The sequence below is a fragment of the Streptomyces sp. NPDC057424 genome (assembly GCF_042803315.1).
Classification (GTDB): Bacteria; Actinomycetota; Actinomycetes; order Streptomycetales; family Streptomycetaceae; genus Streptomyces.
Genome location: NZ_JBHVCP010000005.1, coordinates 1 through 24,173, shown reverse-complemented (window position 1 = coordinate 24,173; position 24,173 = coordinate 1). Strand labels below are relative to the sequence as shown.

Annotated in this window: 26 protein-coding genes and 1 pseudogene; 13 read left to right on the top strand and 14 right to left on the bottom strand. The window is 74.0% G+C overall.

Annotated elements, in window-relative coordinates:
• Nucleotides 1-94: 94 nt before the first annotated feature.
• Entirely contained in the window at nt 95-2,302 is a 2,208-nt protein-coding gene (locus ACFU3E_RS06565; protein WP_384153001.1) for an MMPL family transporter, read from the bottom strand.
• A 348-nt stretch (nt 2,303-2,650) separates the two neighbouring features.
• On the opposite strand from ACFU3E_RS06565, the gene ACFU3E_RS06560 reads away from it, so the two are divergent.
• Together ACFU3E_RS06560 and ACFU3E_RS06555 are read left to right on the top strand one after the other, a co-directional pair.
• Complete coding sequence (locus ACFU3E_RS06560) at nt 2,651-2,854, top strand: cold-shock protein (protein WP_030846597.1); 204 nt, start codon at nt 2,651-2,653, stop codon at nt 2,852-2,854.
• Nucleotides 2,855-3,006: 152 nt separating this feature from the next.
• Nucleotides 3,007-4,455, top strand: a complete 1,449-nt coding sequence (locus tag ACFU3E_RS06555; protein WP_384152998.1) for a DEAD/DEAH box helicase — start codon at nt 3,007-3,009, stop codon at nt 4,453-4,455.
• A 15-nt stretch (nt 4,456-4,470) separates the two neighbouring features.
• Here the strand turns inward: ACFU3E_RS06555 and ACFU3E_RS06550 are convergent, their stop codons facing one another.
• Nucleotides 4,471-4,656: a hypothetical protein gene (locus ACFU3E_RS06550; RefSeq protein WP_384152995.1), complete on the bottom strand. Its 186-nt coding sequence runs from the start codon at nt 4,654-4,656 to the stop codon at nt 4,471-4,473.
• A gap of 206 nt (nt 4,657-4,862) precedes the next feature.
• Entirely contained in the window at nt 4,863-6,920 is a 2,058-nt protein-coding gene (locus tag ACFU3E_RS06545) for a glycoside hydrolase (RefSeq protein ID WP_384152992.1), read from the bottom strand.
• Between the two features lie 323 nt (nt 6,921-7,243).
• Here ACFU3E_RS06545 and ACFU3E_RS06540 point away from each other — a divergent pair, with 323 nt between their 5' ends.
• On the top strand, nt 7,244-8,230 hold the full coding sequence (locus tag ACFU3E_RS06540; protein ID WP_384153535.1) for a LacI family DNA-binding transcriptional regulator: 987 nt from the start codon (nt 7,244-7,246) through the stop codon (nt 8,228-8,230).
• 51 nt (nt 8,231-8,281) lie between these two features.
• Here ACFU3E_RS06540 and ACFU3E_RS06535 read toward each other — a convergent pair.
• Nucleotides 8,282-8,480, bottom strand: a pseudogene (locus ACFU3E_RS06535) (transcriptional regulator); the annotation flags it as partial.
• A gap of 5 nt (nt 8,481-8,485) precedes the next feature.
• Here ACFU3E_RS06535 and pip point away from each other — a divergent pair.
• Together pip and ACFU3E_RS06525 are read left to right on the top strand one after the other, a co-directional pair.
• Entirely contained in the window at nt 8,486-9,448 is a 963-nt protein-coding gene (gene pip, locus ACFU3E_RS06530) for a prolyl aminopeptidase (protein WP_384152989.1), read from the top strand.
• Nucleotides 9,449-9,616: 168 nt separating this feature from the next.
• Nucleotides 9,617-10,504, top strand: coding sequence for an amidohydrolase family protein (locus ACFU3E_RS06525; protein ID WP_384152986.1), 888 nt, complete (start codon nt 9,617-9,619; stop codon nt 10,502-10,504).
• A gap of 43 nt (nt 10,505-10,547) precedes the next feature.
• Here ACFU3E_RS06525 and ACFU3E_RS06520 read toward each other — a convergent pair whose 3' ends face one another.
• The 3 genes from ACFU3E_RS06520 to ACFU3E_RS06510 all read right to left on the bottom strand — a co-directional run bounded on the left by ACFU3E_RS06520 (nt 10,548) and on the right by ACFU3E_RS06510 (nt 14,467).
• Nucleotides 10,548-11,801 (bottom strand): VWA-like domain-containing protein, encoded by a 1,254-nt coding sequence (locus ACFU3E_RS06520; protein WP_384152983.1) that lies wholly within the window; start codon nt 11,799-11,801, stop codon nt 10,548-10,550.
• Nucleotides 11,798-13,033 (bottom strand): AAA family ATPase, encoded by a 1,236-nt coding sequence (locus tag ACFU3E_RS06515; RefSeq protein WP_384152980.1) that lies wholly within the window; start codon nt 13,031-13,033, stop codon nt 11,798-11,800. The genes ACFU3E_RS06520 and ACFU3E_RS06515 overlap by 4 nt, the downstream gene beginning before the upstream one ends.
• Before the next feature lie 90 nt (nt 13,034-13,123).
• Nucleotides 13,124-14,467 carry a hypothetical protein gene (locus tag ACFU3E_RS06510; protein ID WP_384152977.1) on the bottom strand — a complete coding sequence of 448 codons (1,344 nt, stop codon included), beginning with the start codon at nt 14,465-14,467 and terminating at the stop codon, nt 13,124-13,126.
• A 223-nt stretch (nt 14,468-14,690) separates the two neighbouring features.
• On the opposite strand from ACFU3E_RS06510, the gene ACFU3E_RS06505 reads away from it, so the two are divergent.
• The 4 genes from ACFU3E_RS06505 to ACFU3E_RS06490 are packed head-to-tail and all read left to right on the top strand — an operon-like array spanning nt 14,691 to nt 16,687.
• The gene (locus ACFU3E_RS06505) at nt 14,691-15,083 is read left to right on the top strand and encodes a sortase-dependent protein (RefSeq protein WP_384152975.1); all 393 of its coding nucleotides are present in this window, start codon (nt 14,691-14,693) and stop codon (nt 15,081-15,083) included.
• Nucleotides 15,080-15,694: a class F sortase gene (locus tag ACFU3E_RS06500; protein WP_384152972.1), complete on the top strand. Its 615-nt coding sequence runs from the start codon at nt 15,080-15,082 to the stop codon at nt 15,692-15,694. Before ACFU3E_RS06505 ends, ACFU3E_RS06500 begins: the two co-directional genes overlap by 4 nt.
• Nucleotides 15,691-16,182, top strand: coding sequence for an RNA polymerase sigma factor (locus ACFU3E_RS06495; RefSeq protein ID WP_384152969.1), 492 nt, complete (start codon nt 15,691-15,693; stop codon nt 16,180-16,182). Before ACFU3E_RS06500 ends, ACFU3E_RS06495 begins: the two co-directional genes overlap by 4 nt.
• Nucleotides 16,166-16,687, top strand: a complete 522-nt coding sequence (locus tag ACFU3E_RS06490) for a hypothetical protein (RefSeq protein WP_384152966.1) — start codon at nt 16,166-16,168, stop codon at nt 16,685-16,687. The genes ACFU3E_RS06495 and ACFU3E_RS06490 overlap by 17 nt, the downstream gene beginning before the upstream one ends.
• On the opposite strand, the gene ACFU3E_RS06485 is transcribed toward ACFU3E_RS06490, so the two are convergent.
• Nucleotides 16,663-16,971: a cytochrome c oxidase assembly protein gene (locus tag ACFU3E_RS06485; protein WP_384152963.1), complete on the bottom strand. Its 309-nt coding sequence runs from the start codon at nt 16,969-16,971 to the stop codon at nt 16,663-16,665. The genes ACFU3E_RS06490 and ACFU3E_RS06485 overlap by 25 nt on opposite strands.
• A gap of 323 nt (nt 16,972-17,294) precedes the next feature.
• Between ACFU3E_RS06485 and ACFU3E_RS06480 the strand changes: the two genes are divergently transcribed.
• Entirely contained in the window at nt 17,295-18,137 is an 843-nt protein-coding gene (locus ACFU3E_RS06480) for a putative RNA methyltransferase (protein WP_384152959.1), read from the top strand.
• Between the two features lie 8 nt (nt 18,138-18,145).
• On the opposite strand, the gene ACFU3E_RS06475 is transcribed toward ACFU3E_RS06480, so the two are convergent.
• The 4 genes from ACFU3E_RS06475 to ACFU3E_RS06460 are packed head-to-tail and all read right to left on the bottom strand — an operon-like array spanning nt 18,146 to nt 20,814.
• Nucleotides 18,146-18,826, bottom strand: a complete 681-nt coding sequence (locus ACFU3E_RS06475) for a DUF4328 domain-containing protein (RefSeq protein WP_384152956.1) — start codon at nt 18,824-18,826, stop codon at nt 18,146-18,148.
• A gap of 4 nt (nt 18,827-18,830) precedes the next feature.
• Nucleotides 18,831-19,193: a DUF952 domain-containing protein gene (locus tag ACFU3E_RS06470; RefSeq protein WP_384152953.1), complete on the bottom strand. Its 363-nt coding sequence runs from the start codon at nt 19,191-19,193 to the stop codon at nt 18,831-18,833.
• The gene (gene bla, locus ACFU3E_RS06465; protein ID WP_384152950.1) at nt 19,190-20,212 is read right to left on the bottom strand and encodes a class A beta-lactamase; all 1,023 of its coding nucleotides are present in this window, start codon (nt 20,210-20,212) and stop codon (nt 19,190-19,192) included. The genes ACFU3E_RS06470 and bla overlap by 4 nt, the downstream gene beginning before the upstream one ends.
• A 50-nt stretch (nt 20,213-20,262) precedes the next feature.
• Nucleotides 20,263-20,814: a tellurite resistance TerB family protein gene (locus ACFU3E_RS06460; RefSeq protein ID WP_384152947.1), complete on the bottom strand. Its 552-nt coding sequence runs from the start codon at nt 20,812-20,814 to the stop codon at nt 20,263-20,265.
• Between the two features lie 342 nt (nt 20,815-21,156).
• Here ACFU3E_RS06460 and ACFU3E_RS06455 point away from each other — a divergent pair, with 342 nt between their 5' ends.
• Nucleotides 21,157-21,519 (top strand): DUF1304 domain-containing protein, encoded by a 363-nt coding sequence (locus ACFU3E_RS06455; protein ID WP_384152944.1) that lies wholly within the window; start codon nt 21,157-21,159, stop codon nt 21,517-21,519.
• 1 nt (nt 21,520) lies between these two features.
• Here the strand turns inward: ACFU3E_RS06455 and ACFU3E_RS06450 are convergent, their stop codons facing one another.
• Entirely contained in the window at nt 21,521-21,934 is a 414-nt protein-coding gene (locus tag ACFU3E_RS06450) for a DUF5994 family protein (RefSeq protein ID WP_384152941.1), read from the bottom strand.
• 380 nt (nt 21,935-22,314) lie between these two features.
• On the opposite strand from ACFU3E_RS06450, the gene ACFU3E_RS06445 reads away from it, so the two are divergent.
• Nucleotides 22,315-22,689: a DUF6479 family protein gene (locus ACFU3E_RS06445; RefSeq protein ID WP_384152938.1), complete on the top strand. Its 375-nt coding sequence runs from the start codon at nt 22,315-22,317 to the stop codon at nt 22,687-22,689.
• 31 nt (nt 22,690-22,720) lie between these two features.
• Nucleotides 22,721-23,209, top strand: coding sequence for a hypothetical protein (locus ACFU3E_RS06440; RefSeq protein ID WP_384152935.1), 489 nt, complete (start codon nt 22,721-22,723; stop codon nt 23,207-23,209).
• Here ACFU3E_RS06440 and ACFU3E_RS06435 read toward each other — a convergent pair.
• Complete coding sequence (locus ACFU3E_RS06435; protein ID WP_384152932.1) at nt 23,203-23,931, bottom strand: carboxypeptidase regulatory-like domain-containing protein; 729 nt, start codon at nt 23,929-23,931, stop codon at nt 23,203-23,205. The two genes, ACFU3E_RS06440 and ACFU3E_RS06435, sit on opposite strands and share 7 nt — an antisense overlap.
• Nucleotides 23,932-24,173: the final 242 nt, after the last annotated feature.

Below are 24,173 nucleotides of genomic sequence, written 5' to 3'. Positions count from 1 at the left end.
TCGGTGGGGCTGGGACCATCGTGGTCGACTTCGGGCGGGGACGCCCGAGGGGCCGCCCGTGTCCTTCGCCACGGGCGGCCCCGGGTACGGGTCATCAGGTGCGCGCCGGCTCCAGGTCCGGTGCGGGGGCCGGGGCCGGTTCCCGCTCCGGCCGGCTGAGGGCCTCGCCCTCCACGTCGACGCGGGGCAGCGCCCGGTCCAGCCACTTCGGCAGCCACCAGGCCTTGCCGCCGAGCAGGGCGAGGACGGCCGGCACGATCGCCATCCGGACGACGAAGGCGTCGAACAGGACGGCGGAGGCCAGCCCGAAGCCGATCATCTTGATCATGGAGTCGCTCTCGGCGACGAACCCGGCGAACACCGCGATCATGATCAGGGCGGCGGCCACGACCACCCGGGCGCTGTGCCGGAAGCCGGACGTGACCGCGCGGGCGGGCGACTCGCCGTGGACGTACGCCTCCCTCATCCGGGAGACGAGGAAGACCTCGTAGTCCATCGCCAGGCCGAAGACGATGCCCACCAGGAAGATCGGCATCAGGCTCATGATCGGGCCGGTCTGCTCCACGCCGAGGAGCTCCGCGCCGTGGCCCTGCTGGAAGACCACGACGACCGCGCCGAGGGAGGCCAGCACCGACAGCAGGAAGCCCAGGGCCGCCTTGAGCGGGACGAGCAGGGACCGGAAGACCACCAGCAGCAGCACGATCGCCAGGCCGACCACGACGGTCAGGTACGGGATCAGCGCGGCCTGGACCTTCCCGGCGATGTCGATGTTCATCGCGGTGGTGCCGGTGACCTCGTAGCTCGCTCCGGTGCCGGACTCGATGCCGGGGCGCTCGTCCCGGATGGTGGTCACCAGGTCCTTGGTCTTCTCGTCGGTCGGCGCGGTGGACGGCACGGCCGAGAACACCGCGGTGTCGCCGGCGTCGTTGAAGCGTGCCGGGGAGACGGACACGACGCCCTCGGTGCCGCCGATCTCCTTCGCGATGGTGCCGGCGGCCGCCTTCGGGTCGGCGGCGCCCTCGGCGTCCACGACGATGGTCAGCGGCCCGTTGAAGCCCGGCCCGAAGCCCTCGGCGAGCGCGTCGTAGGCCCGGCGCTCGGTGGTGGAGACCGGCTTGGCCTCGTCCCCGGGCATGCCCAGCTGGAGGCCGGCCGCGGGCAGGGCGAGGGCGCCGAGGCCGATGACGCCGAGGAGCAGAACGGGTATGGGGCGGCGCAGCACCAACCGCGCCCACCGGGTGCCGGCGTTGGCCTCGGTGCTCTCCTCGATCCGGCCGCTCCTGCGGGCCCGACGGCTGAGCACGGCGTTCGGCCAGAAGCCGAGGAGCGCCGGGACGAGGGTGAGGGCGATCAGTACGGCGACGACGACCGCGCCCGCCGCGGCCAGCCCCATCTTGGTGAGCATCGGGATGCCGACCACGGTGAGCCCGGCCAGCGCGATCACGACGGTGAGCCCGGCGAACACGACGGCGGAACCGGCCGTGCCGACGGCCATGCCGGTCGCCTCCTGCGGCGTACGGCCCTTGGCGCGCTCCTCGCGGTAGCGGGAGACGACGAACAGCGCGTAGTCGATGCCGACGGCGAGGCCCAGCATCATGGCGAGGGTGCCGGTGGTCGTGGACAGGCCCAGGGCGCCGGCCAGGGTGAGGATCGTGGCCATGCTGACGCCGACACCGATGACGGCGGTCAGCAGGGGCAGCCCGGCGGCGGCCAGCGAACCGAACGTGACCAGAAGCACGACGGCGGCGATCGCGACGCCGATGACCTCGGCCGCACCGCCCGGCCCGCCCTCGGCGGCCAGCGCGCTACCGCCCGCCTCGACGGTGAGTCCGGAGTCCCGGGCCCCGTCGATGGTCCGCTCCAGGTGACTGCGGCTGGCGTCGGTGAGGTCGCCGGCTCCGACCTTGTAGGTGACCGTCGCGAAGGCCGTCGTGCCGTCCTTGCTGATCGTCTTCGCCGCGAACGGGTCGACGGCGCTCGCGACCTGCGTGCCGTCGCCGAGTCCGGTCACGGCCTTCTCGATGGTCCGCTTGTTCCCGGCGGCGGTGACCTTCTCGCCGCCCGGCGCGATGAAGACGACCCTGGCCGTCGCGCTGTCGGCCGTGGCCCCGGGGAAGCGCTGCTCCATCAGGTCGAACGCCTTCTGGGACTCGATGCCGGGCATCGAGAACTCCTCGTCGGCGGCCCCTGGCGCCCTGAGGGCGCCCAGGCCCACGGCGGCCAGGACGGCCGCCCAGACCAGGGCGACGTACCAGCGCCGCCGGAAGGCCAGACGGCCCACTCGATACAGGAAAGTAGCCACGGCAGGAGATCTCCACATCTGGTGTCGAACGTCTGCCAAGCCTGTCGGTGAGCGGGTTGTCCCGTCGTCGTGCGCCTGCCGACAATCCGCGGTACTCGGTACGCAGTACGGAAGGGCGGGCGGCTCCACCTCGGGTACGAGATTCCCGCGCCGACCGCCCCGACCTGTGCTACCTTGGCTGGTGTTGCAGTTTTGGTTCCCAGAGACTTCGAGTGCTCTATCGACCTTTGTCGACGAGCACTCTTTTTGTTTCCGAGGATTTTCGGATCTCTCCGGAGGGTGATCATCACAGCGACCCCGAGTCGGCAAAGTGCAGGTCTCGGGTACTGCCCCTCAAGGGAGATGCACATGGCAACTGGCACCGTGAAGTGGTTCAACGCGGAAAAGGGCTTCGGCTTCATCGAGCAGGAGGGTGGCGGCCCGGACGTGTTCGCCCACTACTCGAACATCGCCACCTCCGGCTTCCGCGAGCTTCAGGAAGGCCAGAAGGTTACCTTCGACGTCACGCAGGGCCAGAAGGGCCCGCAGGCCGAGAACATCGTTCCCGCCTGACGCGTACGCGAATGCCCTGAACCGGGGCCCGCACCCTCGCGGTGCGGGCCCCGGCTCGTTTTGCTCTTCTCCGGCTCAACTCTTGCGAATCCTGCGGCCCTCCGGTGCCGCCGCGCATTCCTCGACGCGTGCCGCATCGAGGAAGGTTCCCCATGGACCGCACCGCTCGCAAGAACAACGGCTCGTCCCACTCCCGTGGCAACGGCTTCCGGCCCCGTAAGTCGGGCGGCGGGAGCACCGCTTCCCGTCCGGCGGGCGGCGGCCGCGGCGGGCGCCGCCCCGCCCCCAGCCGGGAGTTCACACCTCCCGTCACCGTCACCCCGGCGCTGCCGGCCGTCGAGGCGTTCGCCGACCTCGACCTGCCCGAGCGGCTGCTGGCCGCGCTGCGCGCCGAGGGCCTGACCGCGCCGTTCCCGATCCAGGCGGCGACGCTGCCGAACTCGCTGGCCGGCCGTGACGTGCTCGGCCGTGGCCGCACCGGCTCGGGCAAGACGCTCGCCTTCGGGCTCGCCCTGCTGGCCCGCGTCGACGGGCAGCGGGCCGAGGCCCGGCAGCCCCGGGCCCTCGTCCTCGTGCCCACGCGCGAGCTGGCCCAGCAGGTCACCGACGCCCTCACCCCGTACGCCCGCGCGCTGCGGCTGCGGCTCGCCACGGTGGTCGGCGGCATGCCGATCGGCCGGCAGGCGAACGCGCTGCGCGCCGGGGCCGAGGTCGTCGTCGCCACGCCCGGCCGCCTCAAGGACCTCATAGACCGGGGCGACTGCCGGCTGGACCACGTCGACATCACCGTCCTCGACGAGGCCGACCAGATGACCGACATGGGCTTCATGCCGCAGGTCACGGCCCTGCTCGACCAGGTGCGCCCGGGCGGCCAGCGGATGCTGTTCTCCGCCACCCTGGACCGCAACGTCGACCGCCTGGTCCGCACGTACCTGAACGACCCGGTGGTCCACTCGGTCGACCCGTCCGCGGGCGCGGTCACCACGATGGAGCACCACCTGCTACACGTGGAGGACGACGACAAGCACGCCACCACGACCCGGATCGCCGCCCGCGACGGGCGCGTGATCATGTTCCTGGACACCAAGCACGCCGCCGACCGGCTGGCCAAGAAGCTGCTGGCCGTCGGCGTGCGCGCCATGGCCCTGCACGGCGGCAAGTCCCAGTCCCAGCGGACCAGGACGCTCGCCCGCTTCAAGGACGGTCAGGTCACGGTCCTGGTGGCCACCAACGTCGCCGCCCGGGGCATCCACGTCGACAACCTCGACCTCGTCGTCAACGTGGACCCGCCCGGCGACCACAAGGACTACCTGCACCGGGGCGGCCGTACCGCGCGCGCCGGTGAGTCGGGCACCGTCGTCACGCTGGTCCTGCCCCACCAGCGGCGCGAGATGACCCGGCTGATGGCCGACGCCGGCATCACCCCGCAGGTCACCCGGGTCCGTTCGGGCGAGACCGAACTGAACCGCATCACCGGGGCGCAGGAGCCCTCGGGCGTGCCCGTGGTCCTCACCCCGCCGGCCACCGAGAAGGCCCCCGCGCGCACGGGTTCCGCCCCGAACGCACGGCGGGGCAGGCCGCCCCGGGGCCGCCGCCGCTGAACCGGCCCGCGGGCCCTACGGGTTCGGCGCCGGCCGCGGCACCGTGCCCGCCCCGTCCGACGACAGGAGCAGGGAGCCGTCCGGTGCCGCGGCGAAGCGGGGTGGGGGGCCGGGGCCGCCGTGGTCGAAGAGGGCCGGATCGGGGCGGCGGCCGACGGGCCGGGGGCCCGACCGCCAGGTACTGAACACGGCGTCGCGCATCGGCGTGAAGGACCGGTCCCTGCGGTCCGAACCGGTCGGCGGGGCCGTCGTTCGCGGAGACGGGGACGCGGGCGTTGCGGATGGTCGGGGCTCGGGGACGAAGGGGATTACGCGGAGTCCGTGACGCACGACGCCCCCCTGCGCCGCGACCGGTGGGGGCCGCGGTGCCGGGGGGGGGCGTCGGGGGCTGGGCGCCGGACGGGCGGTCAGTCGCCCGTCACGTCCGTGACCTTCCAGCGCTGGTTGGATCCCGAGTTCGGCTGCCAGACGCCCACAGAGGCGCCGTCGTTCGTGGACTGGCCTGCGACATCGGGGAGTTGGCCGGTCGCCGCGTTCACGAGCGTCCACGTGCCGTCGCCGGTCGTGGACGCGATCCACTGCGCGGCGTCGTCGCGGCGGCCCTCGTCGGGTTCGGCGACCAGGGCACCGTCGCGGATGGCCAGGCGCTTGTCCGCGCCGGTCTCGGTGAGGACGTAGCGCTTGCGGTTGTCCGCGCCGCGGATCTGCTCCACCCGCCACTGCTGACCGCTGGGGTCGGTGGCGTTCGGGGTCTTGATGACCAGGCCCGTGCCGTTGCCGGCGAGAGTGAGGTCCTTGCCGCTCTGGACGCCGGTCAGGCGGTAGGTGTGACCCTTGCGCAGCTCGGCCGCGTCCTCGGCGACTCCGGAGACGCCCTTGACGAGGAACGACGTCACGGACTGGGCGGGCACGGTGAGAGTGGCCTGCTTGCCGCTGACGCGGACGGGCCGCTGCTTCTCCAGCTTGCCGTCGGCGCTGGTCACCACGGGGGTGACCGTGGCACGAGAGGAGACCCGGCCGAACTTCGACAGGTCGAGCGTGACCTCGCGCGCCTCGGTGGCACTGTTGACGTGGACGACGGTCGCCGCGCCGCCCTTGCGGGAGATCGCCGCGGTGCTGGACGTGTCGTTCGTCTTGATCAGCCGGTCGCCGGGCTTGATGAAGTGCGTGAAGTTGCGGGCCGTGTCGAACTTGGTGTTCGTGTAGACCGGGCAGGACTTCAGGGTGTCCTTCGAGGTGCAGCTGAACGGGATCTGGATCTCGCCCCAGTTGCCGCCCTTCGCGGACTCGCCGCCCGGCTTCATGTTGTCGTAGTCCTCGACGGGCTGCCAGAACACCCAGGCCTTGGGCTCCAGTTCTCGCAGGTCGTCCACCATGCGCTGGGCGAGTCCCAGGCCGGGCCGCATGTCCGTGAAGCTCTGGCCGTCGCCCCAGTCGCCCTCGACCTCGCTCATCCACAGCGGTTTGCCGGCGGCCTTGGCCAGGTCGCGGACGGTGGTGCGCTGACCGGTGCCGTAGGTGTGGACGTTCATCTGGTCCACGAGGTCGCGGACCTCCTGGGGGTAGGAGTTCCAGTTCGTCGCGAACGTGCCGGGGTTGGTCTCGTCCATCGCGGATATCTCCGCGTCCGACCGGGACTTCTCCAGGACCGGGGCCAGCGCGCGGATCACCTTCTGCTGGAGCTCGGGGCCGATGTGGGCGCCCTCCTGGCGGCCTCCGACCGGCTCGCCGTCCGGGCCGAGCCTGGTGCCCCAGTAGTTGGTGTTCGGCTCGTTGAACGGGTCCAGCGTGTCGACCTTGATGCCGTGCGCCTTCTCCAGCCGCTCGGTCGCCCCCACCAGGTACTTGGCGAAGTCGTCGACGGAGTCGGTCTTCAGCTGGTCCTTGCCCGCGTCGAAGTTCCCGGAGACGTAGCCGCTCTCGGTCATGAACCAGGGCGGGGAGTTGCTGAAGGTCTCCCAGTGGGTGATGTCCTTCTTGATGCGGTCGACCCACCAGCGCTGCGTCTTGTCGGCATGTCTGTTCCAGTCGGCGGGGTCGTCGGCGTCCCACCAGTCGACGTCCTCGCGGGTGGTGCCCGCCGGGGCCTTCCACCAGCCCTCGACCGCGCCGCCCGCCCGCAGGTAGTCCTTCACGTCGGGGGCGTTGCCGCCGCCGATGTTGTAGCGGGCGATGTTCAGGGCGAGGCCGTCGTCGCCGAAGAGGAGCTTGTAGAGCTTCTCGCGGACCGCGGGCGGGTAGTCGCCGGTGGCGTTGGCGAACCAGACCAGGCTGGTGCCCCAGCCCTCGAACTTCTCCCCCGAGTAGGAGGGGTCGGGCCGGACGGTGACGCCGGCCGCGGCGGCCTCGGCAGCCGCGGTCTCCGCGTGCGCGGCGGGCAGGGTGGCGGTGGCCAGGACGGTTCCGGTCGCCAAGGTGACGCCGATGGCCCCGAGGAGCCTTCTCTTACGGGTGCGGTGTGCCATCTCGAGTACTCCAGCTCTTCTGCGTGCCGCGGGGTGACGAGGCTCCCGGCGGACGCGGAGATCGGGGCCTACGTGGTGCGACTGGTGCGGATCCGGCGCCTTCTCATACGATTTCGACCAGGGAATGTTTACGTAAACATCCACTGGCGGGATGTCTACACTGTCCGAATCTCAGGGGTCAAGGACTCGTTCCGGACCGAAAATTGCGCCGGGTGCGCGGCGAGGGGAACGAGGGGCAGATGGGCACCGTGGAGGGCGAGAGCGCGTCGGGCGGCACGAGCCGTACGAGAAGGCGGGCGGCCAGGCCCCGCCAGGGCGCGTCCATGGCGGACGTCGCGCAGCTCGCCGGGGTCTCGTCCCAGACGGTCTCCCGCGTCTCGAACGGCTTCCCGGGCGTCACCGAGGACACCCGCGCGCAGGTCCTGGCCGCCATGCGGGAGCTGGGCTACCGTCCCAACAGCGCGGCCCGGGCGCTGCGCCGGGGCGAGTTCCGCACCCTCGGCGTGATCACCTTCTCCCTCTCCACCATGGGCAACATCCGCACCCTGGAGGCCATCGCCACCTCGGCCGCCGAGCACGGGTACGCCGTCACCCTGCTGCCCGTGGCCGTCCCCACCCAGGACGAGGTCAACGGCGCCTTCTCCCGGCTGGGTGAGCTCGCCGTGGACGCCGTCATCGTCATCATGGAGATCCACCTGCTCGACGCGGCGACTGTCTCCCTCCCGCCCGGCGTCCAGGTCGTGGTGGCCGACTCCGACGCCGGCGACCGCTACACCGTCGTCGACACCGACCAGGCGGGCGGCGCCCGTGACGCCGTACGGCACCTGCTGGAGCTCGGCCACGACACGGTGTGGCACCTGGCCGGACCGGAGGGCTCCTTCGCCGCCCAGCGCCGCGCCAACGCCTGGCGCACCACACTCACCGAGGCGGGCCGCACCCCGCCGCCCCTGGTCCGCGGCGACTGGTCGGCCGAATCCGGCTACCGGGCGGGCCTCCTCCTCGCCGACGAGCCGGACTGCACGGCGGTGTTCGCGGCCAACGACCAGATGGCCCTGGGCCTGCTCCGCGCCCTGCACGAACGCGGCCGCCGAGTCCCCGGCGACGTCAGCGTCATCGGCTTCGACGACATCCCCGAGTCCGCGTCCTTCCTCCCGCCCCTCACCACGATCCACCAGGACTTCGCGCAGGTGGGACGACTGTGCGTGGAGGGGGTGCTCAGCAAGATGCGGGAGGACGGGGCGGAGCACGGGACGACGCTGGTGCCGACGCGGTTGGTGCGGCGGGCGAGTACGGCGCGGAGGCCGGGGTGACGGGGCGGGACGGCGGGGACGGTCCGGCCCGGACGGCGTTGGACACCAGCTCCGAAACGCGTCGTTCCCACCCGAGGCGGAGACCACCGGCGGATCGCCCAAGAGCGGGGTGAGTTCCACCCCGAGACCATGGGGCCGGCGCATGCAGCGGGAGGCGTGCCGAACGCTTACGTCGTTGTTCGAGCTGACGGATCACATCGACCGGCATGCCGGAGCGTTCGGCCGGTTCTTCCTGCGTCAGAGAGGACATCTCGCATGCCCGAGCTCTATCCCCCCGGTATCGAGCCGTACGCGCACGGCATGCTCGATGCCGGCGACGGCAACCGCGTGTACTGGGAGGTCTGCGGGAACCCCGCGGGCAAGCCCGCTGTCGTGCTGCACGGCGGGCCGGGATCGGGGGCGGGGCCGTTCTGGCGCCGGCTGTTCGACCCGGAGGCGTACCGCATCGTGCTCCTGGACCAGCGCGGGTGCGGGCGCAGTACGCCCGACGCCGCAGATCCGCAGACCCCGCTCGCCGCCCACACCACGCACCATCTCATCGCCGACCTGGAGCAGTTGCGGCAGCACCTCGGCATCGAGGAGTGGCTCGTTCTCGGCGGCTCCTGGGGCGTGACGCTCGCGCTGGCCTACGCCGAGCGGCACCCCGGGTCCGTGTCCGAGCTGGTCCTCTTCAGCGTCACCAGCACCACGCGCCGCGAAGTGGAGTGGGTCACCCGGGACATGGGGCGGATCTTCCCCGAGGAGTGGGCCCGGTTCCGGGACGCCGTACCGGAGGCCGAGCGCGACGGGAGTCTGGTGGACGCCTACGCCCGGATGCTCGCCGACCCCGATCCGGCCGTACGGGAGCGGGCCGCGCGGGAGTGGTGCCGGTGGGAGGACGTGCACGTCTCCACCCTGCCGGGACACCGGCCCGACCCCCGCTACGAGGACCCGCGCTTCCGGATGCGCTTCGCCCGGCTCGTCACGCACTACTGGCGGCATGCCGCCTTCCTGGAGGACGGGGCGCTGCTGCGCGACGCCGGGAAGCTCGCGGGCATCCCGGGCGTGATGGTCCACGGCCGGATGGACATCAGCGGACCCGCGGACATCGCGTGGCACCTGGCGCAGGTGTGGCCGGACGCGGAGCTCGTGCTGATCGGCGGCGAGGGGCACGGGCTGTCGGGGACCTCCGCGACGGCGGCCGTGGTGGCGGCGACGGACCGGTTCCGGGACGCGTGAGGGCCGCGCTGCCCGCCGTCAGCTGCTCAAGCCCGCGCCCTGCGCACCGTGGGAGCGACTCCGAGGGGAGGGCACCGGTAGGGGCGGCCGCGGGCGTGATGGATCACTCACGGATTCCTCGCGCACAGCACTGGCCCCTCCGCCCCGCCCCACCCGATCGTGGGCACCATGAATGATCACGCTGCCGAGCCCGGGGACGTCCGCCGCTTCTGGGGGCGGCTCGGGCTCCCCGGCCTCGTCGACGTGCACACGCACTTCATGCCGGAGCGGGTCCTGCGCAAGGTCTGGGAGTACTTCGACGCGCTCGGGCCGCTCACCGGCGGGCTGGAGTGGCCCATCACCTACCGGGAGGCGGAAGCCGAACGGGCCGAGATCCTCCGAGGGTTCGGCGTGCGCGCCTTCACCGCGATGCTCTATCCGCACAAGCCCGGCATGGCCCGCTGGCTGAACGGCTGGGCCGCCGACTTCGCACGCCGCACCCCCGACTGTCTGCACACCGCCACCCTCTTCCCCGAGCCAGGTGTCGAGGCGTACGTCCGGGAAGCCGTCGAAGCGGGCGCGCGGGTCTTCAAGGCGCATGTGCAGGTGGGGGCGTACGACCCGGCCGACGACCTCCTCCAGCCGGCGTGGGGGGTGCTGGCCGAGGCCGGGATCCCCGTGGTGATCCACTGCGGTTCCGGGCCCGCGCCCGGCAAGCACACCGGCCCCGGGCCGATCGCACGGGTGCTGGCGGAGCACCCCCGGCTCCGGCTGATCGTCGCCCACATGGGAATGCCCGAGTACGAGGAGTTCCTCGGTCTCGCCGAGCGGTACGGGGAGGTGCGGCTGGACACGACGATGGCGTTCACCGACTTCACCGAGCGGCTCGCGCCGTTCCCCCACCGGGCCCTGCCCCGGCTGGCGGACGTCGGCGACCGCGTTCTGCTCGGCTCCGACTTCCCCAACATCCCCTACCCGTACGTGCACCAGCTCCACTCCCTGGAGCGGCTGGGCCTCGGGGAGGACTGGCTGAGGGCGGTGTGCCACGACAACGCGGCGGAGCTCTTCGGTCTCTGACCGCTGCCGGCCGGGCGGGGGTGCCGTGAGAGGCCGTAGCCCGTCATGACCCGATGTCCACCACACGGGCCCAGTCGGGTGGTGAGTCCGGGACGTACTCGGGACGGGACTCGTCGTAGGAGTGGTTCCCGTACCGGCGGGGGAACAGGCCCACCACCGTCCGGCACGGGGGCCGGGTGCCCGGCCAGGGTGTCTGGCCGTCGGTGAGGGCCACGATGACGTCCGGGACCGGGCGGGTGCGCAGGGCGCGGGTGAAGCCGGCGCGCAGGTCCGTGCCGCCGCCGCCCGTGAGCGGGATGCCCTCGGCACGGCACAGGCGGCGGGCGAACCCGGCCGAGGCGTCGCAGGGCACGACCGTGACCAGGTCGCGGCGTCCCCCCACGGCCCGGGCGATCGCGGCGACCTCCAGGAGCGCGCTGCCCAGTTCGGCGTCGCTGACCGAGCCGGAGGTGTCGATGATGACGGACACGCGGGGCGGACGGCGACGCAGGCTCGGCAGGACGGTGCCGGGCAGGGCGGTGGAGCGCCGGGCGGGGCGGCCGTAGGTGTAGTCCTCGCCCGCGCCGGGGGCGGACGCCGCCGAGCGCACCGCGGCGCCCAGCAGTTGCCGCCACGGCTGGGGTGGGTGGAATGCCTCCTCGGCCCAGCGCCGCCAGCCCTGCGGGGCGTTGCCGGGACGGCCCGTGATGCCCTGCGCCACCCGGAAGCGGACCGCGTCCCGCTCCTGCTCGCTCAGGCCGTGCGCGCCGTCCGGGCCGAGTTCCCACTCCCGGTCCAGGCCGTCGGCGCCGCTGCCGCAGTCCAGCCAGGCCAGGTCCTGCGACCGCGGGCCCAGGCTGAACTGCCGCAGGTACTCCTCCATCAACTCGCCGTCGGACAGGCCGAGATCCCCCGGCTCGACGACTCCCTCCGGGCGGGCCAGGCCGTCGCCGTAGACGTCGTCGTTGATCTCGAAGTCAGCGGCGATGTTCATCCGCAGCCGCTCCCCCGGGCCGTTCAGGCCCCGCTCGCGGGCGACCCGGTCGCTGCGGGCGTGGTGGTCGCGCAGCAGGTGGGACACCTCGTGGACCCACACGCCCGCGAGTTCCTCCACGGGCGTGCGGTCCACGAACCCCGGCGACACATAGCAGCGCCAGTACCGGTCGACGCCCATCGTCGGCACCCGCCGTGACTCGACGACGTGCAGGGCGAAGAGGGCCGTCGCGAGGTAGGGGCGTACGCGGGCGGCATGCAGGCGGGCCGTGAAGAGCTTGTCGCGGTCGAGGGCCCCGGTCGCGCCGGACGGGTCCGTCGTCATCGGCCCGCCGTCGCCTCCGTACGGGTACCCGCGCGGTCCGCCCGCCGGGACAGGGACACCACTCCGGCCAGGCGCTCGATCGACGCCGGCACGTCCCAGTCGTCGCGGCGCAGGGAGGCGAGTGTGGTCGCCGGGACGACCACCACGTCCGGGGGGCCGGTCTCCAGGGCCTTGACCAGGAGCGCCCATGCCGCGTCCCAACGGGGCCGTTCCGGGCGGTTGCGGACCGCGGCCACGACACCGTCCAGCGCGGCCTGGCGCAGATCCCCCCGCTCGGGCAGCACCGCACCGGCCGGATCGGCCAGCAGCGTCTCGGGGTCCGGGAGGTCCATCCGGTCCAGGCTCGCCAGCAGTTCGAGACCGGGCCCGTCCCCGACGGTGCCCCGGACGAGCAGGGAGAGGACGTCACGGGAGGAGCCGGCCGCGGTCGCGAAGGCGATCAGGTGCAGTGTCATCTCCCAGCTGCGTGGGGACGGCCAGGGCCCGCCCCGGCGCATCTCGCCGCTGGGCAGCCGGTGCGCGAGGGCGGGGCGTGCGGTGAGCAGCCCGCACACGGCCCGGCGGGCGAAGTCCACGGCGTCCGGAAGCCGTTCCGGGTCGAGCCGGGGGAGGGTCGCCCGGGGCCAGATCCCGCCGAGGCCGCGGACGACGACGTCGGTGTCATGCGTCCACTGCAGATGGACGAACCGGTTGGCGAGGGGCGGGCTCAGTTCCCAGCCGTCGGCCGCCGAGGAGCGCGGGTTGGCGGCGGCCACGATCCGCACGCCCGGCGGCAGCCGCAGCGCGCCGATCCGCCGTTCCAGCACGAGCCTGAGCAGGGCGGCCTGCACGGCGGGCGGCGCGGTGGACAGTTCGTCGAGGAACAGCAGCCCCCGGCCGGCCCGCACCAGGCGTACGGCCCAGTCCGGCGGGGCCATCGGCACGCCCTGCTCGGCGGGGTCGTCGCCGACGACCGGCAGCCCGGAGAAGTCGGACGGCTCGTGCACGCTCGCGATCACCGTGGTCAGCGGCAGGTCCAGGGCCGTGGCGAGCTGGGTCAGGGCCGCGGTCTTGCCGATGCCCGGCTCGCCCCACAGCAGCACGGGCAGGTCGGCGGCCACGGCCAGCGTGAGGGCCTCCAGTTGGGTGTCGGGGCGGGGTTCGGTGGTGGTGTCCCGCAGCAGGGCCAGCAGGTCACCGGCCACGTCGAGCTGGGAGTCGGTGCCGGGCGGGGACGGGATGTGTGTGCGCATGTGTGATCACCTGTGTGCCGGTGGTGAGCCGTCTCGGCGGGATGCGGGAAGGGCGGGGGCCGGGGCGGTCGCCCCGGTCGTTCGGGCCGGTCACATGTGGCGTGGGTGCGGGCCGTCGCCGCGGGAGCGGCGGCGGTCCCAGGGACGCAGGCTGCCGGGCGAGGGGCCCTCCAGGCCCGCGCGGAACAGCCCGTGGGCGATGCGCCGCCGCGCGGCCGTCTCCAGCGCGTCCCGCAGCGGACCGTCGCGCAGCACCGCCTCGGGGCCCAGCAGGCTCTCGACGGCGGCGAGCGCACCGGCGACGTCGCCGTGGTGGAGGCGTTCGCGGACGCCGGGGAGGCAGTCGGGTCGGCGGTGTGCCTCGTCGACGGCCCGCAGGCAGGGCAGCGGCGGTCCGCCGAAGGCGGCGAGCAGTTCCTCCCGGCGGATTTCGGCCGGGTCGTGGTCGAGGGCGGCCAGGACGCCGTCGACCAGGCCGATCCGGTGCCGGGCGCCCCGGCACTGCACCACCCGTGGATCACCCGCCCGTTCCGGCGCCCCGGAGGTGGCGGTCCGCTCGGCCCCCAACGCCGAGGCGACCAGCGGATGCAGGCGCCCGGCGTCGATCGCCCCGGCCCGCAGCAGCTCCAGATCAGGCAGCACCCAGGTCGCCGCGTCGGGCAGCACGGGCAGCGAGGCGTCGGGGGCACGCGCGTACGACATCGCGGTCTGCTCACCGCCGTCGGACACGTCCAGGACGACCCGGTGCCGTGCCCCGAGCCGTATGGAGACCTTGCCACCGGACCGTCCCTCGGCCCGCAGCAGGATCCGTGCCTCGGCCGCCCACCGGTCGACGGCGCACCGCTGTCCGAGCGGCAGCGGCCCGGGCAGGTCCGCGTCCGGCACCGAACCGCCCTGGCCGGAGCGCGCCCGCAGCTCACCGGCCCGGCGCGCGTCCCACAGGTGGCGGTGCAGGTCGAGCCGGAAGCGCCGGCTGGGGCGGGGGTGCGGATGCCGCCGGCCGGCCTCCCGTGTGCGGGACGCGTCCCACAGGGCGAGGCTGATGCGCTGACCGGCGTCCGCCCAGGCCGGCGGCGTCCGCACCACGAGGTGCAGCGCTCCCGCGCCCGCTGCGCCGTACCGGGCCAGGGTGAGGGTCAGGCCCGGCCGGAGCAGCCCGTCGGGGGCGATCCTCGGCATGTGCCAGCGCAGCAGGTCCGGGGCGAGGTGCCGGAGGTCGGCGCGGAGCCGGGCGGCGAAGTCCCGGCCGTGACGCCGCGCCACGAGACGGGGCCGGAGGTCGACGTCGAGGTTCGCGGCGGCGCAGGCGCCCGCCCAGTCACCGGCACGGCGGCGCGCGGTCGCGGTCTCGATCATGGAGGGCGGTACGGCGAACTCGCGCACGCGCGGCCAGAAGGAAAGCGGGTGGTCCCCGTTCGCGAGGTCGGTGAGCATCAGCACTCACCTGGCGCGGACGGGTCCCCCAATCTGTTCACGGAGTGAGTCGTCATGGCGACGGATGCTAGCGGCCCCGGCTCCCGCGCGCAGCCGGATATCGCGGAGCCACCGCATACGACTTTGCCGTCTCTTTACAACCCGCCGTGCCGCCGCCTCGTCTCTCCGCACGATCTGTCACCCAGCCCGACCGTCGGGCGGACCGACGAAGGAGTGCGATTCCATGCGCCGAACTGTCCTCAGCGCCCTGGCCTTCGCGGGCACCGCCGTACTGATGGGCACGGGGCCCGCGTTCGCGGACGCGGCGGCCCCGAGCCCGGTCCCGACTTCCGCCGCGCCCACCGCCCAGCCGGAGAGCGCCGAGCCGACCCGGGCTGCCGAGCCGACGCGGGCTGCCGAGCCGACCCGCCCGCCGGCCGGTGACGAGCCGGCCCCTGCGCCGGCCGAGGACCAGGTGTCCGTCAGGCCGAGCGGCGCGCCCGACACCGGTGTGACGGCGGCCTCCCCGGCCTCCGGGACCGGCGGTACGGCGATCGGCGCCGGCGCCGCCGCGGTGCTCGCCCTGGGCGGCGGCACGGTCTTCGTCGTGCGCCGCCGCCGGGCCACCGGGGCATGAGCCCGCTCTCCAGGCGCGCGTTCACGGCCGTGGCGCCGGCATCCCTGCTGACGGCGTGCGGGGGCCACGAAGCCACCGCACGGCGGCCGGAACCCCCGCCCCGGCCGGTTCCGGCCGAGGGGGCGCGTTCCCTCGGCCGTTCGGTCCCGGTGCGGCTGCTGATCCCGGCGATCGGCGTCGACACCCCGGTCATCCGGCTGGGCCTGGCAGCCGACGGCACGGTGCAGGTGCCGCCGGTCACGGCCCACGACCGGGCGGGCTGGTACCGGCACTCACCGACCCCCGGCGAGACCGGCCCGTCGGTGCTCCTCGGCCATGTCACGGTCGGCCCGTACGGCGACGGCGTCTTCCGCCACCTCGCCCGGCTGCACCGGGACGACCGGGTCGTGGCGCGCCTGGAGAACGGCACGGCGGCTGAGTTCGCCGTCACGGCCGTACGGACCGTCCCGAAAACCGGCTTCCCGGCGGACGACGTCTACGGGAACGTGGACCGTCCGGAGTTGCGGCTGATCACGTGCGGCGGAGCGCGGACCGGCGACGGTTACGCGGACAACGTGATCGTGTTCGCGGCACTGAGCGGCGCCGGGTCGGCCACCCCTGGAGAGCGTTGAAACGGTCCCGCGAGAGAGCAGCGTCCGAGCTGTTCGCCGCCCTCTACCCGCGCCTCGCCGGCTGGTGCCGCCGGCTCGTCGACGACGACGGGACGGCCCACGAGATCGCCTCGGAGGCGTTCACCCGGCTCTGGGCCCGCTGGACGTCCGTGGAGGAACCGCGCGGGTTCCTCTACGTCACCGCGGCCAACCTCGTCCGTGACCACTGGCGCAAACTGGAGCGCGAGCGCCGGGCCATGCACCGCGTCACCTCGGAAGCCGCCGTACGGCCCCACCCCGAACAGGCCGACCCGTCGGTGCGGCTGCTCGTGCAGTCGCTGCCGGAACGACTCCGCGTCCCGATCCTCCTCCACTACTACGCTGACATGCCGATCCGGGAGGTGTCCGCACTGACCGGGCGCAAGGAAGGAACCGTCAAGGCCGACCTGCACGCGGCCCGGGAACTGCTCCGCGTCCACCTGAGGAGAAGCCTTGACCACACGCCCTGACGGCGGCCCGGGCGACCCGGAGCCGGCCCCTGACGACCCGCTCGCCCTGATCCTGCGCCCCTCCTCCCCCGACTACCTGGGCGCGCCCCCCGGCCAGTACGAGACGGTCCGCCGCCGGGCCGCCCGCCGCCGCCTGCTGCGCACCGCGGCCGGGGCGGGCCTGTGCTGCGTCGCCGCCGTCCTCATCACGCTCCCCCTGCGCCACACGGCACCCGAGCGCCCCACGACTCCGACGATCCCGATGGCACCGCCCACGACGAGAACCTCGCCGCCCGCTCCCTCCGCGCCCCCCACCCCGGTGCCGGCCCCGTCCGCATCCGACCACCGGGTTCCGTCCCCGGGCACCGCCCGTCCCCGCACACCCGGCCCCGGCACCAGCGCCCCCGACGAGGCGAGCAGCCCGACAGCCGCCTCCCGCGCCCCGTCGGCCAACCCCACCTCGATACGTCCCGCCCCTTCGGCGGATCGCCCGAGCACGGATCAGAGGGCGGCCGACAGCCTCTGACCGGCACCGCCGGGGCCCGGCTCGGCGGTCCAGAACAGTTCACGGTCGCAGACGGCCGGGCCGGACATCGTGGCCACGACGACCGCCCCCAGCCCGAACAGCACGAAGGCGGCCGGCCGCACCACCGGCCACGGCCCGCCCCGCCCGCGCACCCGGCCGACACCCCAGCCGTAGAGCCCGCCCGGCACGGCGACGAGCAGGTGGGCGGGGGCGTCCGGCTGCCACGTTCCCCGTAGCCGTCCGACGGTCGGTTCCGGCAGCTGCACGGCCGTCAGTTCGCTCACGAGCGGACGATGACCACCGGTGTTCCGGCGGTGGCGGCGGGGTGCGCGAGGCCCGCCGCCATCACCCGAGTTCGTTCGTCATGCCGTGCGGCGGCGCCCGGTAGCCTGGCCGTATGGCACTGGCATGCAACGCCCTGCCTCACTGCTTCCTCTGACGCCGCGGTGAGGACGGCGACGTGAGTTGGTCACGTCGCCGTCCTCGGCGTACCCGCCCCCGCTGCCGGTTACCGGCGGCCGGCCGGCGGGCGCCGACGCCCCACCGTCCGCCACCCGCACGCGGCGCCCCCGCTCCTCGGCGGTGTGCCGTGTCCCGAGGAGCACCCATGCCGTCCGACCGGCTCCTGTCCGTCCTGACCTGCCCCCTGTGCCCGGCCGCACTCGAACACACCCCCGGCGCCCTGCGCTGCGCCGGCCGGCACACCTTCGACATCGCCCGCCACGGCTACGTCAGCCTGCTGACCGGCCACCGGCGCGCCCCGAGCGCCGACTCCCCCGACATGGTCCGGTGCCGGGCCTCGTTCCTCGGCGCCGGACACTACGACCCGCTCGCCCGCACCCTCGCGGAGCTCGCCACGGAACTGGCCCCGCCCGACGCCACCGTCCTGGACGCCGGGGCCGGCACCGGCCACTACCTCGCCGCCGTCCTGGACGCCCTCCCCCGGGCCCTGGGACTGGGGCTGGACAGCTCCGTGCCCGCCCTGCGCGCGGCGGCCCGCGCGCATGCCCGTGCTGAGGCCGCCGGCTGGGACGTGTGGCAGCCGTGGCCCGTGCGCACCGGCTGCGCCGACCTCGTCCTCAACGTCTTCGCACCCCGCAACGGACCCGAGTTCCACCGCGTCCTCGCCCCGGACGGCGCGCTGCTCGTCGTCATCCCCACCGCCCGGCATCTGCGCGAACTGCGCGCGTCCGTGGGGCTGCTGGACGTCGACCCGGGAAAGCAGGGCCGCCTGCACCGGACCCTGGCGGCGCACTTCCGGCACGAGCGCGCCGAGCCGCTCGAGTACGCCATGAGCCTCACGGCGGGGGAGGCCGCCGCCCTGGTGGCCATGAGTCCGGCCGCGCATCACGTCGGTGCGGCGGAACTCCGGCGCCGGATCGCGGAGTTGGAGGTGCCGGTGCGGGTGACGGCCTCGTTCGTCGCGTCGGTGTACCGGCCGCGTGCATAGCCACCTCCTCAAGCGGACCGGGCCGGTTCGTCCGTGTGCCGCTGCTGTGCCGCCGTCAGCGTGTGGACCATGAGGGCGGCGGCCCCGGCCGCCGCCACGATCACCAGGTCCGCGGCGAGCAGGGACAGGACACCGCTGTAGGCACGGGCGATGACCTCGTCCGTGTCGTCGGCGTAGACGAGGCCCACGCCGCCGGCCAGACCGGCCAGCCACAGGCCCCACCACCAGTTCACGACGGCGGGCAGCCGCCGGTCGGGGAAGACCGAGCGGTGGACGTCCGCGACGACGCCCCGGGGTATCCACAGGTTCACGACCGGCACGATCCAGCCCAGCCAGAGCCAGGGGTAGCCGTAGCGGTGCTCAGCGCCCGAGAGGGCCTTGGCGTTGTCCCTCATCCGGTCCAGCCAGAACAGGAACGCGATCGCGCAGAGGGCCGTGACCGCGCTGCCCACGGAGGCGACCAGGTGGTAGGAGTCCTCCAGCGCGTTCAGCGGACGGTGCTGACCGCCGCCCTGGTCGGGAGGGCCGGACGCGGGCTCTCCGGCCGCGGCGAGCCGGATGTGCCAGACCGCCCGGGCCGCCCAGGCGACCCCGGCGAGGCCGAGGGCCACGACGGCACAGCGGGCGGCTCCCCGGACGGGACGCAGAGCGGGGGCGGGGGCGGCTGGAGTGGACTTCCGTTCGATCACCCGGTCATCCTGCCGTACGCAGCTCCGAAGCCCGGCCCTCCTCGTCGAACCGCACCTCGAGGACGTGGTCGACGGCGTCCCGGTCGAGGGGCCCGAACACATGCGGGAACAGGGTGTCCCCGGAGACGCCGGGCGGCGGGGCCGGGGCCGCCGCCTCCCACTCCACCCGGGCGGTGAGCCGCGCCTCGTCGAGGGCGAGCACCAGCAGGGGCCCGGGCGCGTCCCGGTAGAAGGCGTTGACGACCGCCAGCGTGGTCGCCTCGTCCGGGGAGCAGTGCACGAAGCCTTCCTCGGCGAGCGAGGCGGGCGCGTACGCCGGGTCGGTGGCGATGCTCCAGACGGTGCGCGGTACGACGTGATAGATCATGGCCCCGTTATAGACGCCGAGGGGAGCCCGGGGAGTTCCAGGGCGGCGATGGTCCGCCGGGTCGCCTCGGCGATCAGGGCGTCGGAGGGCTCGGTGCCGTGACCGGGCCGGTCGGTCATGACGGCCAGGACGAGCGGCCCGGTGCGGGGCGGGTGGACGACCGCGATGTCGTTGGCCCGGCCGTAGTTGCCCGTGCCGGTCTTGTCGGCCACCTTCCAGTTCCCGGGGAGCCCGGCCCGGATACGGCGGGCGCCGACGGCGGTGGCGTTGCGTGAGAGCCAGTCCATGAGGAGCCGGCGTTCGCGGGCGGGCAGGGCGGTGCCCAGCAGAAGCCTGCGGAAGTCGGTGGCGATCGCCTGCGGGGTGGTGGTGTCGGCGGGGTCGTCCGGCGGCACGTCGTGCAGTTCGGGCTCGTAGTGGTCCATGCGGCTCACGGTGTCGCCGAGCCCGCGCAGGTAGGCGGTGAGCCGGGCGGGGCCGCCGATGTCGCGCATCAGGAGGTTGCCCGCCGTGCCGTCGCTGTACCGGACGGCGGCGTCGCACAGCTCACGGAGGGTCATTCCGGTCGCGACGTGCCTGCCGGTGATCGGCGCGGTGGAGCGCAGGTCGGCCTCGGTGTAGGTGACGCGGCGGTCCAGGCCGCTCAGGGAGCGGTGGTGCAGGACCGCCGCGGCGGCCAGCGCCTTGAACGTCGAGCAGAACGCGAAGCGTTCGCCCGCCCGGTGGACGACCGTGGCACCGGTGCCGGCCGCGAGGGCGTAGAGACCGACGCGGGCGCCGTACTCGCGCTCCAGGTCCGCCAGCCGGGGCCGGTGGACCGGGGGCCTGCCCGACGGGGCGCCCGTGGACGCGGGAGTCGGGCTCGCACCGCCCGCGGGGGTCCGGCTCGCACCGCCCGCGGGGCGGTCGTCCGTGCCGCAGGCGGCGAGCGGGACCAGGGCCGCGGCGGCCAGCAGGGCACGGCGGGACGGGGCGGCCCGGTCGGGGTGCGTACGCGGTGTTCCTGTCCCAGCGGTCATGCCCGGAGTGCTCCCGTCACTGCGGACGGGAGCCCGGACCGGCTCGCTGCTCAGAGCTGGAACTCGGCCGGAGGCACCCCCAGAGACGCGCACGCCTCACGCAGGACCATCTGCTCGGCCTGGGAGAAGTCGCCGTCGGAACCGGCGATGACGATGCCCGTCTGGATCACGGCCCGGGCCTCGGTGGGCTTCTTGGCGGTCTTGGCGATCTCCTGCATCGCCTCCGCCTTGCCGAGCTGGAAGTTGGCGGTCAGCTGGTCCACGTGCTTGTTGAAACGCTGCCGGAGCTGCTCCGGCGGGAAGTTCTGCAGCACGTCGTTGCTGAGGATCATCGACTCGACCTGCTGACGCTCGGCCGGATCCACGTGCCCGTCGGCCGCCGCGACCAGGGCGCACATCGCCATGCTCGCGTCCCGGTACGCACCGCTCTTCAACTCGTTCTTCAGCGACCCGAGCTGCGTCTTCAGCAGACCGACCAGCTGGGCCTTGCCACCACCACCGGACCTCGTCCCGCCGCCGTGCCCACCGGTCGTCGCACCCCGCCCGCCCTGACCCTGCTGGAGAGACTTGGCCTGGTCCTTGAGCCGGTCCCACACTGCCATTGACGTCACCTCGGTACTAGTCGGCATCACCTGGCGCACCCGCTGACGCGCGCACACCCGTCCAACGCCCGGCCCCCGGGCAAAGGTTCCGCAAAAGGAAACCGGACGGCGCTGCTGCTGCCGCCGAGCTCCGCACCGGTGCAGAATGGTTGATTCCGGACGCGGGGGGATCGGGGTCCTTCCCAGGCGGGAAGGCCGGGCCCGGCTCCCGAGCGGCACACGCGGGGACGCGACGGCCGGGCCCGGCCTTCCTCTGGCCGCAATCTGCCATCCGGCACCCCGCGCCGCCTCCCGGGCGGGCCCGAACGGGGACGGGCCGGGCGGGCCTGTGATGATGAGCGCATGTCGACTCTCGCCACCCTCGCGGTACTGGCCCTCGCCGCGCTCCACATCTACATCCTGGTGCTGGAGATGTTCCTGTGGACCACGCCGCGCGCCCGGGCCGCCTTCGGCACCAGCGCCGAGTTCGCCGCCGGCACGAAGGCCCTGGCGGCCAACCAGGGCCTCTACAACGGCTTCCTCGCGGCCGGCCTGGTGTGGGGCGCGGTGGCCTCCGACCCGGTGGGCTTCCAGGTCTCGGTGTTCTTCCTGGTGTGCGTGGCGGTCGCGGGGCTGTACGGAGCCGCGACCGCCAGCCGGAAGATCATCTTCGTCCAGACGGTCCCGGCGCTGGCCGCCCTGGCCCTGGTCCTGCTCGCGCGCTGAGTCAGACGCCCTGCGTCACGGCCCGTTCCATGAGCCGGACGGCCTCCGCCTCCTCGGTGTCGGGCGGCACCACCAGCAGGTCCCATCGCCCCCGGCCGGGGGCGAGCAGGCAGACGGTGTGCGGGGCGGTCGGCGAGTCCGTGCGCCCCACGTGCACATCCTGGCCCGCGACGACCATCCGCTCCGGGCAGGACGGCCAGGTGTCCCCGTTGACCAGGACGCTGCCGATCCGGCCCCAGGCCCCCGGCAGTCCGCCGAGCAGCCCGGGCAGTTCGGCGGCCATGTCGTACGAGCGGGGCCACCACGCCCCGTCGATCCGGCGGGCCGTGCGGCCCTGGCGCGGCTGGTCCGCGATGCGCAGCCGGACCTCGGACGGCGCGGGGACGGACGGCGGGGTCGAAGAGGGGGACGTCATCGAGGGGCTCCTGCTGCGGTGGGGGTGCGTGGCCAGGAAGTGGCGAAGCCGCGAGCCGGTGTAGGGGTCCTGGGGGCGGAGCGAGGCGGGGCGTGGAGCGCCGGGACGCCACCGGTTCGGCCACCGGTTCGCGACCCCTCGGTTCCTCCACCGTACCGCTCCCGGAGCCTGAGCGGGGGTGCCGGAGCCCTCGATCCCCGGCGGAGGGGCCCGGCGGAGGGGGCGCGCCCGTCACCGCCGGGGGGCTCACTCGCTCGTGCCACAGCGGACTCACACGCCGCCGGCAGCCCGGGTCGTCACCGGCGCGGCCGGGGTTGCCCGGTAGGTACCGGTGGGGCATTCCGGGCGCTTTATCCCATTCCGTCGGCGATACTTGGGGCATGAATACGGCAACGTATGCAGAACTGGCGGCGTCGTCGGATCACGTGGTCGCCGTGAGCATCGCCTTCGTCGGCGGGCTGATCGTGGCCTGCGGGCTGATCTGGGCCGTGCGGGTCGGGATGCGCGTCATGGACAAGGACACCCATCACCCCGCCCCGGAGGAACAGCCGCACATGCCGGACACCGGTCCGGTCCGCGAGATGCGGGAGATGCGGGAACCCGACGACGTGCCGGTGGTGGCGCGCGACGGTCAGCGGCTCCTGCCCCATGAGCTCCACCGCGCGAGCACCAGGACCGGTAAGGACCAGAAACCGCGCCGCTGGTCGCCCGGATCCAGCGGATCCTTCGGCGGCGGCGGACTCGGACGCTCATGACACCGTGACGCCCCAGGACCAGGGAGACGACATGGCCGCCCGCCACCGGACGCGCTGGGCGTCGGCAGGGACGGTGCTGGCGCTCGCCCTCTCCGCCGCCCTCACCGGCTGCGGCGGCGACGACAGCCCCGCGGACACCGCCAGGAAGGCGGAGTCCGCGGTGGGGTCGATCGCCTCCGAGGCCTCCGAGGCGATCGAATCCGCGACGGCGGAGGCCGAGCGCCGCCTCGACGACATCCAGGGCGGCATCGACGTCAAGGACGATGTCGGGATCGGCCCGCCCGTCACCGGCTCCGACGGCCGTGTCCGGTCCGAGGTCACCGTCCGCAACACCGACGACTCGACCCGCTCCTTCGCCGTCCAGGTCGACTTCCGGGACTCCGGGGGCGGCCTGGTCGACACCGTCATCGTCACGGTCGACCACGTACAGGCCGGCGAGTCCGCCACGGCCACCGCCCGCAGCACCCACGACCTCTCCGGCGACATCCGCACGGACGTCGCCCGCGCCGTGCGCTACTGACCCGCGCCGGCCTCCGTCACCGAGATGTCGATCTGCTCGCTCATCGCGCTCACCCCGTTCAGGGCGGCCACCGCCTGGAGCCGGTTGGCGCCCGCCGGGAGGCCGGGCCCCGGGGTGCAGGTCCAGGTGCCGTCGGGGGCGGTGGTGGTCGCGCAGGCTTCCCGGTCGTCCTTGTCACGGACGGTGACCCGGGCGCCCGGGTGGGCGGTGCCGGAGATCACCGGCCGGGCGGCCAGCGGCACGCCGGACAGCGGGCGGGTCAGCGTCGGCCCGGCCAGGCCCACCGTCACGGCACACCGGCCGACCGCCCGCGGGACGCCCCGGGCGTGGGTGACCCGCAGGGAGCAGTCCCGCAGCCGGGTGCCCGGAACGGCGTCTCCCGGCACGGCCAGCACGAAGGGGAACACGCGCTCCTGCCCGGGCGCGTCGCCGGTGACGGTGTACGTCGCGCTGCGTCCGTCGGCGGCGACCGAGCCGCGGTAGCCGGGCACGTCGAGCGGCGTGCCGGTCACCCGCGTGCCCCGGGGCGCGGTCAGCGTCAGCGTCGCGCCTTCGACGGCGTGCCGGACGCCCGCGACCTCGACGATGCCCTCTCGCCCGGGCGCGATGGTCGCGGCTCCCCACAGCCCGCCGTCCCGGGCCGCCGCCGTGGGGCCGGGCAGGGCGAGCACTCCCGCTGCGACGGCCCCCGCCACGGCTGCTGTCCTGCTGTACCTGTTCATCGCGGGCGGGGCTCCCTGTGCGGACGTCGACGGCACTCTGCCAGCGATTCTCCGGGGCGTTCGGGACGGTGGCGCGTGCGGCCGGGCCGTGCGGGTGGCGGGGCGGCGGGCGTCGCACCGGCCCCGCGCGCCGCCCCGCGCCCGTGCCAGGGATACCTGCGGCCTGATCCAGACGACAGGCCCTAACTGTATTGACCTGAAGCGTTGTTCACACGGCTGATCGGTGGGTGGCCGCCGAGTGC